The organism is Pseudomonas sp. KH_017, from assembly GCF_057840285.1.
In genome coordinates this window covers 611887-624674 of sequence record NZ_CM174509.1, presented here as the reverse complement: position 1 = coordinate 624674, position 12788 = coordinate 611887, and the positions used below count along the sequence as shown (strand labels likewise).

Sequence of the window (12788 nt, the reverse complement as noted above, 5' to 3'; positions counted from 1 at the left end):
ACAGGGGAACGCGATCGAATGTGGGAGCGGGCTTGCTCGCGAATCTGTGAGCGAAGCGAACAGTCTCAAATTCAATTGAATCTCAAGGCGAACGAATGAAGATTTCCCGTCAAGCCTACGCCGACATGTTCGGTCCCACTGTCGGTGACAAGGTGCGCCTGGCCGATACCGAGTTGTGGATCGAAGTGGAACAGGACTTCACCACCTACGGCGAAGAAGTGAAATTCGGGGGCGGCAAAGTCATCCGTGACGGCCAGGGTCAGAGCCAATTATTGGCTGCCGAGGTGGTCGACACCCTGATCACCAACGCGCTGATCATCGACCACTGGGGCATCGTCAAGGCCGACGTCGGTCTCAAGGACGGGCGCATCGCGGCGATCGGCAAGGCCGGCAATCCGGACATCCAGCCCAACGTCAACATCGCCATTGGCGCCAGCACCGAAGTCATCGCTGGCGAAGGCATGATCCTCACCGCCGGCGGCATCGACACCCACATCCACTTCATCTGCCCGCAGCAGATCGAAGAGGCATTGATGAGCGGCGTCACCACCATGATCGGTGGCGGCACCGGACCGGCCACCGGTACCAATGCGACCACATGCACCTCTGGGCCGTGGCACCTGGCGCGCATGCTCCAGGCCGCGGACGCGTTCCCGATGAACATCGGACTGACCGGCAAGGGTAACGCCAGCCTGCCGGAGCCATTGATCGAACAAGTCAAGGCCGGTGCCATCGGCCTCAAGTTGCATGAGGACTGGGGCACCACGCCGGCGAGTATCGACAACTGCCTGAACGTGGCCGACCGGTTCGATGTGCAGGTGGCGATCCACACCGACACCCTCAACGAATCCGGTTTCGTCGAGACCACCCTCGCCGCCTTCAAGGGCCGCACCATTCACACCTATCACACCGAAGGTGCCGGTGGCGGTCATGCGCCGGACATCATCAAGGCCTGCGGTTTTGCCAACGTGCTGCCCAGCTCCACCAACCCGACCCGGCCGTTCACCCGCAACACCATTGATGAGCACCTCGACATGCTGATGGTCTGCCACCACCTCGACCCGAGCATCGCCGAGGATGTGGCCTTCGCCGAAAGCCGCATCCGACGCGAGACGATTGCCGCCGAAGACATCCTCCACGACCTCGGTGCGTTCTCGATGATCAGCTCAGACAGTCAGGCCATGGGGCGGGTCGGCGAAGTCATCACCCGCACCTGGCAGACCGCCGACAAGATGAAAAAACAACGCGGGCCGCTGCCCGGCGATGGTCAAGGCAACGACAACTTCCGCGCCAAACGCTACATCGCCAAGTACACCATCAACCCGGCGATCACCCACGGCATCAGCCATGAAGTGGGTTCGGTCGAAGTGGGCAAATGGGCGGATCTGGTGCTCTGGCGCCCGGCGTTTTTTGGCGTGAAGCCGACGCTGATTCTCAAGGGCGGTGCCATTGCGGCCAGCCTGATGGGCGACGCCAATGCCTCGATCCCGACGCCACAACCGGTGCATTACCGCCCGATGTTCGCCAGCTTCGGCGGCTCGCTGCACGCCACCAGCATGACCTTCATCAGCCAGGCCGCACAGGATGCAGGCTTGCCCGAAGCCCTGGGCTTGAAGAAGAAAATCGCCGTGGTCAAAGGCTGCCGCGACGTGCAGAAAACCGACCTGATTCACAACGACTACCTGCCGGACATAGACGTAGATCCGCAGACCTACCAGGTCAAGGCCGACGGTGTGCTGCTGTGGTGTGAGCCGGCGCAAACCTTGCCGATGGCCCAGCGTTACTTCCTGTTCTGAACCGGCAACCACGAGCAAAGGCCTCGCACACCCGGTGTCGAGGCCTTCGTTTTTTCGTGGTTACTGTACGGATTCAATCCGCAGCCGATCCAGCTTGGCCCGAATCATCGCTTCCCGTGTCAGTTTTTTCAGCAACTGCGTAATCTGCAAATCGATGTCATCCAAGGCTTGAACATATTCCTCGTCAGTCATCAGCCTGCCATCGGCAAAATCAGTTTCACTTTTGCCTAACTCACTGCACAGCCCCTTGATTTCCGCCTCCACCGCAGTCTTTTCCTCGGTGGTGAGCCGCGTACCTTCGGCCCTGCGCTGCAACACATCCTGCAAATCAATGGTGGCGTCGATCCGGCGTTTCAAGCCATTCAATTCCTCGCGGTAAGTCGACTCCAGCCAGGTTTTCCAGAGCGGTTGCTCGAAGATCCGGTCGATCAGCAGATCCCCTTCCTCCAGCGCCTTGATCCGCTGGAACGCTGCCTCAATCATCTCTTTGCTGACCTCGGCGATGCTGCGAAACTGCATGCCCCGCGCCTGCCACGGCAGATCCAGGCGCTCGGCCAGATCAGTCATGTAGGCCAGGTGCACTTCCACTTCATCGATAGTGCCGGTCACTTCGCCATCGGCGTCGTAGCGGCGGAACCGCTCTCCCTTCGCCAACCGCGCAGACACCCGTTGACGGGCAATGGCGCCGAGTTCATCGAGCCGGGACTTGCCCAAGGCCAATTCCAGCAACTGTGTTTCGATCAAGTCGGCACGCTCCAGGGCGTAAGCTTCATGAACCATCACCTGCACGCCCATGGCATTGAACAGTTGCGTACCGCCATCCACGCATTCGGTGGGTGTTGCCGCCTCATTGAACAGCTTGATCCGCAGTTCACTGTCACGGGCCATGGCTTCGAGCATGCGCCAGACCTTGGCCGTCAGTTCTGTCTGATAGGTCTCGCCGGCCTTGAAGTCAGCGGATTGGGTGAGCCTGCGGATTTCATCGAAGAACGGCACTGAATCGAATTCATCCTCGACCACGTTCCAGACTTCCTGTTTTCTATGCCATTGCCGCTCGGTCATGCCCGACGCCCAGTCCGCGCTATCGATTACGCCACGGGGCGGATAAGGACGCTCCGGGTCCATGCCGACCGACTCGATGTAAGACTTGAGGATCTCGAGATTCTCCGGCGAGATCCAGCCCGACGACCGACTGATCACGGTGCGCGCCAATAGCTCTGCGCGAAATGAACCGGGCGCGACCTCGGGTATCCGGCTGATCGGGTTATCTCTCAGATCAAGATAGATACTGCGCGGCCGCGATTGCGAAAACAGCCCGACAGGCCAGCTTTCCAGTCCCGTTTCGTCCAGCAACAGCACCTGCAAATGCGGCATTCGGCTGATGTTCGGAATGAGCTTCAGCGGGTTGCCGCGCAAGTGCAGGAACATCATGCGCGTCAGATTCTTCAGGCGATCGACCGCCACTACATCCAGTTCAATGTTATTGCCGTCAAGAAACAGGTGAGTGAGATGACGCATGTCCTTCATTGCCTGCGGAAGCGCCGTCAGCAGATTGTCTTGCAGATTGAGGTAGCGCACCTGATGGAACGAGTCGAGGAACGACAGGTGCCCGGAACGCAACTGCCCACCGCGCAGGCTCAGGCTGGTGACGTGATCAAAATTGGCCTCCAGCTTCGGCAGGGTTTCCAGTAGTTGGCTCAGCTTGGGAATGTTGTCCAGATTCAACGCCTGTGGCCGCAATACGCCAGAGGCCTCGATGCCCTCAGGTCCTGTGCGCTGCCAGCATTGCCTGAGCGCTTTGTAGATATTGTTTCGCGCATGCCACTCCGCCACGCCCGCCGGGGTAAAACGATAGGACTGCGTCGGCGAGTTCATCCAGCGTTGCAGGGTGCGGTTCAACTGGTCGAACTCGACCTCGAGCAGGGCCAGTCGCTCATGCTCCGTACCTTCGCCCTGGCTGAACTGCGTCAGCAACGTCTCGATCTCCTCCGAGGTGAAATCCGGATACAGTGCCTGGGCCCGTCGTCGCAGTCCCATGCCATGCGGTGCTTGCCGGGCATAGCCACGCATGCCGCCGCGCAAGCGCATGCCGGTCGGATCGTAGGTCGGCTTGTAAGTCGGGTTGTCCCGCAGAATCGGCTCAAACTCCAGATGGTCCAGGGGACGTGCCTTTATCGCTTGCTCCAGCCGCGCAGCCTCATTGATGCCGAAGCCCAGGGCTGTTCGTTGCGAATCCGGCAACGCATGCAGCACCGCGGCATACATATTGTCCGCGCCGTGCAGGTGTTGATCGCGGTCGTCCCGAGCCTGGTATTTGCCATCCTCATCCAGGATCAGCACTTTGCGGATCGGCGCGTCGATGGGGCCCAGACTGTCGGTCAACGCTCCCCCGAATGAATACTCACGAACCTCCAGACGCAAATCCGCCGGCCAGCCCGGCAGGGCCGCCAGGGAGTGCAACTCCAGGCGTGCGGTGTCAGCACTGTGCAAGGCGTCGAGGTAAAGGCCTTCATAGGCCCGTGTCATCCGCAATTGCTCGGCGGCCTTGCGGGCGTGTTCCGCCAGGCGCAAAGGTACGCGTTTTTTTTCGGTCAGGTGTTGCACGTCCGAGGGGTGCGCTTCACCCAGCAGTTCTTGCGCCTGGCTGATCGAGATCTCTGAAAAATCCTCCCTGAGCAGATTCACCAAAGGATCGTCCGAACGGGTCCGACGACTGTACAGGAGGTCAAACAACTGCCGCTTGCGCCGGCCCACCTGTGCCGCCCATTGCTCGCGCAATGCTTCGGTACGCTTCTGCGCGTCACCGGATAACCATTCGTCGAGCAGTTCGCGAAGCGCCTGTTCGTCAAGGAACCCCACCACGCGCTCGGGCAGCGCCCCCACCAGCAGGTCAGACCTGGTCATCTGCAACGTATTGGCCGGTGACGCCTCTGCATAGCCGTTCTTGATCGACGCCCCCGTCAGTCCCGGCCCCTGGAAGACTTCAATGGCCTTGTCGCCAGGCCAGCCGCCCATTTCGGTCATGGATCGCACGGCGTAATCGGCCCATTCCTCGCCGATCCGGTTGGCCAGAATCTGCTCTGCGCAGGCTTGCGCATCGGCATGGGCCTTGAAGCGCTTGAGAGTATCGGCCAACAGAGCGGGAGGGGTCTGCTGTTCGACGTGAAGCCGGCGCAGCACATTTTCGTGCACGCCACTGGCGGTCAGAATCTGCTCCAGGGTTTCATCGGAAAGTCCGTCCACCGAAGCGCCCAGACGCCTGAGTATTTGCCCCTTGTCCCATTTTCCGTCTTCCAACTGCCGGCACCGTTGTGCTCCAGCAGCGGCTGATAGGCATCGGCGCGAGTCGGGTGTTGAAGCCGGTGTCGACCGGTGTCGACCGGTGTCCGGGTCTTGCCTGACTGCGTAGCATTTGTCATCGAGCCGCAGCAGGTCCTGATCCTGCTGACGGTACAGTCCTGTGTCACCGGCCTTCGCCCCATCGGTCAACGCGATCGATTGTTCATAGGGACCGAGGTCAGGATTCCACAAACGCTCCCTGCCGCCGACCTCCACGGGTTTGAGACCCTCGACAAACGGCGACACCTTGATTGGCGTGACACCGGTGCCGGGCAGTACATGTCCGGCGCCCATGAGCGCCAATTGCGCGAAGTTGATCAAGACCCCGTTGAAGTACGCAGAGGCTTGATCCTTGTCACCCTTGCTCCAGTCCTCGACGCCTTCGGCCACTTCGGCGAGCATCTGCGCGACCATGATGCCGAGCATGGCTTCACCCAGGCCGGGCACCAGCATTGCGGCGAAATTGAACAGGTTCCAGCCGATCGACAGGTAACTGGTCAGGCGCTTGAAGCGTGCGTTGGCATCCTCATCGTCGGTCGGCACTGCGATGAGCCTCGCATCGGCGATCGCCTTGTCGCGGCGCTGCAGAAACAGCGCCACCCACAGATCACCCGTCATCTGGTTGGTGATGGGCTCTGCATCGGGGTTTTCAATCGCGGTTTCACGCCACCACGGGCCCATGTCGAGCGGCTCGCGCTCATGCCAGGTGAAGGTCTTGAGACGTTCGTTGACCCTGGCGAAAAACTGTCCTTTGTCCTTCTGCGCCACAAAGCGGCTGAAAAATGCCTGGTAATCCGTATTTCTCAACTGACCCAGCAACTCCTTCATGAACGCGGTCAGCGACGGATACTCCTTGAGGGGATGCTCCGTATCATCCGGGACATAGGCGATCAACGGGCCGGTCACACGACTCTGTTGATAAATATCCTCGCGGCGCAACAGCTCATCGCTCAGACCCTGCGGTCCATTGGCAAAGAAGGCTTGCAGCAGTTTGAATCGATCATATTCCTGGCCCGGCAGTACAGGGATGCGGCGCGACCAGTCTATCCAGAATCTCAACAGGGCCGGCGTCAACGCTTCAACTTCGCGCTTTACTTGCGATGGCTCACTGAGTGCGCTGAACAACACGATGCCTGTCATTCGAAAGCCCATCAGCGACAACCGATGACAATGCAACGGCTGGTCGTACAGCGTGATGTTTGCCCGGCCCTCACGCACCTGGTTCAATTTTCCGAAAGCATGGTCACTGATATCACCCTTCAATCGGGCGATCAGTGCGGCCACATGAAAGGCCGCCTTTTCACTGGCTACCGAACCCTGTTGCAAGGTTCGCTGTGCCTGTGGGGTATCGGGCAACAGGACGGACTTGATGTGTCGTTGGTATTGCCCGCCGATGTCCAGGCTTCGGCACAAGGTTGCAAACGCCGGGAGGGTGATGGCCGGTTCAAGGCTGAGACTGCCCCGACTGTCCCTACGGTAAATACCGGAACTGTTGCGCAACGCACCTTCGGTGGCCTCGGACTCTTCGAAGTTGTGCAGTGCTGCTTCCAGCAATGTGGATTGGCGGACACGACTGGCGCCGGTGTCGATGCCGAAGATGATCGTGCCAGGCACCTCGAGCTGTACGCTGAGCTCGTTGAAGTCCTCGACCGTATTGAATTTTGACTGCAATGCCTTTTTGAGCAACGGTTCGGCGAAGGCATTGATGTCGTGCTTCAAGTCGCCCTGGGTCTTGTCCATTACGTCTTGCAAACGCCAGCGCTCATCCATCAACTGTTTGAGGTATTGACGGTCGATTTCCCGCGCACCGCTATACCACTCGGGCATTTGCGGCTTGAGCGCCAGCAGGGTCTTCAATCTCGCCAACGGCGCATTCTTGATGGCACCGGGGATCACGTCGTTTGCACGACGGTAATGTATCCCGTAACTATCGATGGACACTCCGTCCGGTATTTTCTGTGAGTTGCTTCCATGCAAATCAGACACTTTTGAATCACCTTGATGACAGGAAAAGAACCACCAGCTTATTCACCTGCACCTGAAACAAAAGTCCAAATAGCTGCTTGGCCACCCCCCTGAAATGGCTCCGTGGGATCGAAAATCAGGGAGCCGAAAACATATATCTACCGCCATCGGCATGTCCGCCTGTGCCTCGGCATGAGCGGTCGTGTTTTTTCCGGCAAAGGGACTACTATTCGACTCGCTGCCCCGGTTCATGCTCAGGTAACTGCCATGCGTCTTTCCGAGTTCATCGTGTTACACGCTGATCGCATCGTCGATGAGTGGGAACTGTTCGCCAAAACCATCACCCCAGCCGCCGAAAACATGGACCGCGTCGCCTTGCGCGACCATGCCCGGTCGATCCTGCTTGCCGCGGCCCGGGACATGTGCAAACCCCAGACTCCTGCCGAACAAGCGGCCAAGGCGCGTGGCGAAGGACCGGAGAAAACCCCCAGCCTCGACGAGGCTGGCGCCAGCCACGGCGAACTGCGTCATACATTGGGTTTTGATCTGGTGCAGATGACCAGTGAATTCCGTCACTTGCGCGCCTGTGTCATTCGCCTTTGGGTCAACAGCCTGCAATCGCCTGACCTGGCCTACTTCCAGGACATGATCCGTTTCAACGAAGCCATCGATGAAGCCCTTGCCGAGTCCACGGCCACTTATGCCGAGCAGGTCAATCGCTCCCGGGACATTTTCCTGGCGATCCTCGGCCATGACCTGCGCGCGCCCCTGCAGGCGGTGAGCATGTCCACCGAACTACTGCTACGCAAAGCCGCGCTCGAAGGAGATGCGCTCAAGTGCGCGGTCAATATCCTGCGCAGTACCGGGCACCTGGCGGTGATGGTCGGGGACTTGCTGGAACTGGTGCGCAGCCGCCTGGGCAAGCGCCTGCCGATCGAGCCGGCGCCCATGGACCTGGCCGAAGCGGCGCGTGAAGCGATTGCCCGGGCCTGTGCCAGTCAACCGGAATGCAATCCGACCCTGGATGTACAGGGTGACACCCGCGGCATCTGGGACCTGCGCCGGCTCGATCAGATGCTGCAAAACCTGATCGGCAATGCCTTGCAGCATGGCTCAAGCAAACACGAAGTGACGCTGTGCCTCGAGGGCGAGGCCGACAGCGTCCGCCTGACGGTGCACAACGACGGAGCCCCGATCCCCGACGATGCGATCCCGACGATTTTCGATCCGCTGGTGCGCAGTGCCAGCGAAGAACTCGGCGAGCCTACTACCAGCCTTGGGTTGGGGTTGTTTATCGTCAAGGAAGTGGTCGACGCCCATGAGGGGACGATCGAGGTTAGTTCCAATGAGACTGGCGGCACTCTGTTTACCGTGGTGTTGCCGAGGAAGGTGTAAGGCTTTGGGACCGAGTTATCGTTCATCGCGAGCAAGCTCGCTCCCACAGGGGTACTCGGTCAACTGTGGAAGCGAGCCTGCTCGCGATGGCACCCGAACAGACAACACACAGGCATCTGAACGCCTACTCCACCACCAACCGCCCCAATCGCTGCTTGAGCATCCGGTTCTCGGCCCGCAGTTGCTGGACTTCTTCGAGCAGGTCCAGCGCCAGGGCGACGCCTTCCCATTCCAGGTCAAGGTCGCGCCGCAGCTTGGCGGCGCGCTTGGCCAGGGTCAGCTCGTAGTCGTTGAAAACCCAGTCCTTGGGCTGAGCGCCCTGAGGTTCGAGGATGCCGTGCTCGACGATTTCGATCACGTAGACGTCCGACAACTCGGTCGCCTCACAGAACTCTGCCATGTCCAGTTGAACGTTCAGGGGACTGCTCATAGTCAGTGACTCCTTGGTTCTAAGGGATCAAAAATGCTCTCGCGGGTCGAACGCGGCTTTTTTCGCCAGCTCCTGCCACAGGGCCTTGATGTCATCGTCGGATTTCTTCGGCATCACGGCCTTCAACTGCACGAACAGGTAACCACGCTCACCGGCCTTGTTTATCAGGCCATGGCCCTTGGCACGCATGCGCTGGCCGTTCTGGCTGCCGGCCGGGACCTTGAGGTTGATCTTGCCGGTCAGGGTCGGCACGGCGACTTCGGCACCCAGCGCCAGCTCCCACGGTGCCAGTGGCAAGGTGATGATCAGGTTCTCGCCTTCGACGTCGAATTTCGGGTGCGGTGCAAAACGGATCGTCAGGTACAGGTCGCCATTGGCGCCGCCACCGACACCCGGAGCGCCCTGCCCCTTGAGGCGAATGCGCTCGCCATCGCTCACACCGGCCGGAATCTTCACGTTCAGGCTTTTGCTGGTGTTGCTCACATGCTGGCCAGCCGCGTTGTACTGCGGTACCTGAAAGGTGACCTTCTTCGATTCGGTCGACAGTGTTTCTTCGAGAAAAACCCCAAGCTCCATTTCCACGTCCTGCCCTCGACGTCCGGTACTGCGACGCGATTGTCCACCACCACTGAAACCAGGCCCACGGTTGCCGAAGATCGAACTGAAGAAGTCCGAAAAGTCGCCCGTATCCTGGCCACCGCCACCGAAACCGCCACGGCTTTGCCAGCCTGGTGGTCCCTGGAACGGTTGGCCGTGCTGGCCATAGCGGCGCAAGTCATCGTATTCGGCGCGCTTGTCGGCGCTTTTCAGCGCTTCATAAGCTTCCGAGGCGTCCTTGAACCGGGACTCTGCATCCTTTTCCTTGCTGACGTCGGGGTGGTATTTACGCGCAAGCTTGCGATAGGCGGCCTTGATCGCCTTGTCGTCTGCGGTCGGTTCCACACCGAGAATCTTGTAATAGTCTTTGAAGTCCATCGCGGGAATCACCATCCGTTATCAAATCGCGCCACGGGCCACAGCATGCGCTTGTTTGCAGCCATTGGTCTGACCGATCTCAAGTTTGTGACCGGGCGGCGCGGCAGAAGTTTATCGGCAGCCGGCGGGGCTTCTTGCGAGCACTCCCGCGGCTGTCCGGTTGATGCAGGGTAGTTTGGGGGTAAACGGTCGTCTTTCAAGGATCATCAGGCGAGATTTAGCAGATAACCGGCCTTCGAATCTGGCGCGCACTGGCATACACTGCGCGGCCGTTTTTTAACCGGAACCTGAAAGACATGAACAACGCATCTCCAGCCCGTGCCTTGGGTATCGACTTCGGCACGTCCAACTCCACTGTCGGCTGGCTGCGCCCCGGCGTGGAAACGCTGATCGCGCTGGAGGACGACAAGATCACCCTGCCGTCGGTGGTCTTCTTCAATATCGAAGAACGCCGCCCGGTGTACGGCCGGCTGGCGCTGCACGAGTACCTGGAAGGCTACGAAGGCCGTCTGATGCGCTCGCTCAAGAGCCTGCTGGGTTCCAGGCTGATCAAGCACGACACCAGCGTCCTGGGCACGGCGATGCCGTTCAAGGACCTGCTCGGGCTGTTCATCGGCCAGCTCAAGAGCCGCGCCGAAGCGGCCGCCGGTCGGGAATTCGAAGAAGTGGTGCTGGGTCGTCCGGTGTTTTTTGTCGACGATGACCCGATGGCCGACAAAGAAGCCGAAGACACCCTGGTCGACGTGGCACGCAAGATCGGCTTCAAGGAAGTCTCGTTCCAGTACGAGCCGATTGCCGCTGCGTTCGACTACGAGTCGACCATCGAGAAAGAAGAGCTGGTACTGATCGTCGACATCGGCGGTGGTACCTCCGACTTCTCGCTGGTGCGCCTGTCGCCGGAGCGTCGGGGTGTGGATAACCGTCACGAGGACATCCTCGCCACCGGCGGTGTGCACATCGGCGGAACCGACTTTGACAAACAGCTCAGCCTGCAAGGCCTGATGCCGCTGTTTGGCTACGGCAGCCGCATGAAGAGCGGCGCCTACATGCCGACCAGTCACCACATGAACCTGGCGACCTGGCACACCATCAACTCGGTGTACTCGCAGAAATCTCAACTGGCCCTGGGCAGCATGCGCTACGACATCGAAGACACCGGTGGTATCGACCGCCTGTTCAAGCTGATCGAACAGCGCGCCGGGCACTGGCTGGCCATGGAAGTGGAAGAAACCAAGATCCAGCTGACCCACGCCGAGAGTCGCCACGTGCCGCTGGACCGCATCGAAGCCGGTTTGAGTGTGGAGCTGAGCCGCGCTCTGTTCGAGTCGGCCATCGACAACCTGCTTGAGCGCGTGCGCAACAGCGTCACCCAACTGCTGGCAGATGCCGACGTGCGGGTCGATCAGGTCGATACGGTGTTCTTCACCGGTGGTTCGAGCGGGATTCCGGCGCTGCGCAACAGTGTTTCGGCGATGTTGCCGAATGCGCGGCATGTGGAAGGGAATATTTTTGGCAGTATCGGTAGCGGTCTGGCGATCGAGGCTGCAAAGCGCTACGGCTCGATGGACTGATCCAAAATCTTTGGTGCGCCCTTCGCGAGCAAGCCCGCTCCCACAAAGGACCTGGATTCGCAGGACTAATGTGGGAGCGGGCTTGCTCGCGAAGGGGCCAGCTCAGGCAACAAAGATCCAGCAGATCAAACCATCCCCACCTGCTTCAACTCGCTCTTCAGGTACGCATAGTAAATCGGCCCCGCCACCACCCCCGGCAGGCCGAACGCGGCCTCGAACACCAGCATCGCCAGCAGCAACTCCCACGACTTGGCACTGATCTGCCCGCCGACGATGCGCGCGTTGAGGAAGTATTCGAGCTTGTGGATAACAATCAGGTAACCCAGCGCCGCCACAGCGACCCAGATCGACAACGACAAACCGACAATGGTGATCAGGGTGTTCGACATCAGGTTGCCGATCACTGGCAACAGGCCGAGCAGGAACGTCAGCACGATCAGGGTTTTGGTCAACGGCAGCTTGATACCGAACATCGGCAGCACCACCGCCAGGAAAATCCCGGTGAAGACAGTGTTGAGCAGGGAAATCTTGATCTGGGCGAACACGATGTTGCGAAACGCCTGGACCAGCAGGCTCAGGCGTTCGAACAGCGCCGCAGCCAGCGGTTTGCGCTTGGTCAGGTCCGGCACACGCTGCAAGGCAATGATCGCCCCCAGCACCATGCCGATCAGCAAGGTCACGAACATGTGCGCCGCGTCCTTGCCCACCAGTTGCAAATCACTGAGGTGTTTGCTGACCCACTCGCCAATCGCCACGCGGAACTCCGCAGCACTGGCCGGCAGGTAGGCGTCGATGAACGGTGGCAATTGCCCGCGTGCGCGGTCGACCACCCCCATGAACTTGTCGAGGGAAGCACCGGGGTTTTCCGCCTCGTGCAGCAGGAAGCTGAAGGCACCGGCAAAGATCAGCGACAGTACGCTGACAATCAGAGTCCCCAGCAACGCCACCGCCAGCCAGCGCGCGCGCCGGCCTTCGATCAGCCGTTGCAGTTGCGGGGTGAGCATGTTGACCAGTTCGAACACCAGCAATCCGGCGAGCAGGCTGGGCAGCAATCGCAGCGGCAGGACCAGCAGCAGCCCGCCAAAAATGATGACCCAGCTGATGACCAGCAAGACTTGACGCTGAGAAAACGTTGGCATACAGCCTCAAAAACGAACGGCGTAGAAAGGATTGGCAGTCTGCCAGCGATCCGGTGCGAGCACTAGAGATTGTGTGGGGCGACCTTAGTGGGGTGGCAGCTTGAGTGCGGGCCCCATCGCGGGTCGTCGTACACATATCTGAAAATCGCCATCAATCAAATGTGGGAGCGGGCTTGCT

At 59.9% G+C, this 12788-nt stretch carries 7 protein-coding genes; 3 read left to right on the top strand and 4 right to left on the bottom strand.

The genetic code is table 11. The annotated features are described in order from the left end of the window. The first annotated feature begins 95 nt into the window (after positions 1 to 95). Positions 96 to 1796, top strand: coding sequence for an urease subunit alpha (ureC, locus tag AC3IT6_RS02780; RefSeq protein ID WP_489354214.1), 1701 nt, complete (start codon positions 96 to 98; stop codon positions 1794 to 1796). 60 nt (positions 1797 to 1856) lie between these two features. Here the strand turns inward: ureC and AC3IT6_RS02775 are convergent, their stop codons facing one another. Further along, positions 1857 to 7121 (bottom strand): dermonecrotic toxin domain-containing protein, encoded by a 5265-nt coding sequence (locus AC3IT6_RS02775; protein WP_489354213.1) that lies wholly within the window; start codon positions 7119 to 7121, stop codon positions 1857 to 1859. Positions 7122 to 7367: 246 nt separating this feature from the next. Here AC3IT6_RS02775 and AC3IT6_RS02770 point away from each other — a divergent pair, with 246 nt between their 5' ends. After that, complete coding sequence (locus tag AC3IT6_RS02770; RefSeq protein ID WP_489354212.1) at positions 7368 to 8495, top strand: sensor histidine kinase; 1128 nt, start codon at positions 7368 to 7370, stop codon at positions 8493 to 8495. A gap of 124 nt (positions 8496 to 8619) precedes the next feature. Here AC3IT6_RS02770 and AC3IT6_RS02765 read toward each other — a convergent pair whose 3' ends face one another. After that, positions 8620 to 8925, bottom strand: a complete 306-nt coding sequence (locus AC3IT6_RS02765; protein ID WP_095944237.1) for a chaperone modulator CbpM — start codon at positions 8923 to 8925, stop codon at positions 8620 to 8622. 27 nt (positions 8926 to 8952) lie between these two features. Beyond that, a complete protein-coding gene (locus AC3IT6_RS02760) occupies positions 8953 to 9900 on the bottom strand; it encodes a DnaJ C-terminal domain-containing protein (RefSeq protein ID WP_489354211.1) in 948 nt (315 codons plus the stop codon). Between the two features lie 296 nt (positions 9901 to 10196). Here AC3IT6_RS02760 and AC3IT6_RS02755 point away from each other — a divergent pair, with 296 nt between their 5' ends. Further along, a complete protein-coding gene (locus AC3IT6_RS02755; RefSeq protein WP_489354210.1) occupies positions 10197 to 11471 on the top strand; it encodes an Hsp70 family protein in 1275 nt (424 codons plus the stop codon). Between the two features lie 125 nt (positions 11472 to 11596). On the opposite strand, the gene AC3IT6_RS02750 is transcribed toward AC3IT6_RS02755, so the two are convergent. Beyond that, positions 11597 to 12610 (bottom strand): AI-2E family transporter, encoded by a 1014-nt coding sequence (locus AC3IT6_RS02750; RefSeq protein ID WP_150727843.1) that lies wholly within the window; start codon positions 12608 to 12610, stop codon positions 11597 to 11599. Between the last annotated feature and the right edge of the window lie 178 nt (positions 12611 to 12788).

Bases quoted from the DNA above. Each gene is read 5' to 3' on its own strand.
- AC3IT6_RS02765 (WP_095944237.1), bottom strand. From the start codon at position 8,925: ATGAGCAGTCCCCTGAACGTTCAACTGGACATGGCAGAGTTCTGTGAG.
- AC3IT6_RS02760 (WP_489354211.1), bottom strand. From the start codon at position 9,900: ATGGACTTCAAAGACTATTACAAGATTCTCGGTGTGGAACCGACCGCA.
- AC3IT6_RS02750 (WP_150727843.1), bottom strand. From the start codon at position 12,610: ATGCCAACGTTTTCTCAGCGTCAAGTCTTGCTGGTCATCAGCTGGGTC.
- ureC (WP_489354214.1), top strand. From the start codon at position 96: ATGAAGATTTCCCGTCAAGCCTACGCCGACATGTTCGGTCCCACTGTC.
- AC3IT6_RS02770 (WP_489354212.1), top strand. From the start codon at position 7,368: ATGCGTCTTTCCGAGTTCATCGTGTTACACGCTGATCGCATCGTCGAT.
- AC3IT6_RS02755 (WP_489354210.1), top strand. From the start codon at position 10,197: ATGAACAACGCATCTCCAGCCCGTGCCTTGGGTATCGACTTCGGCACG.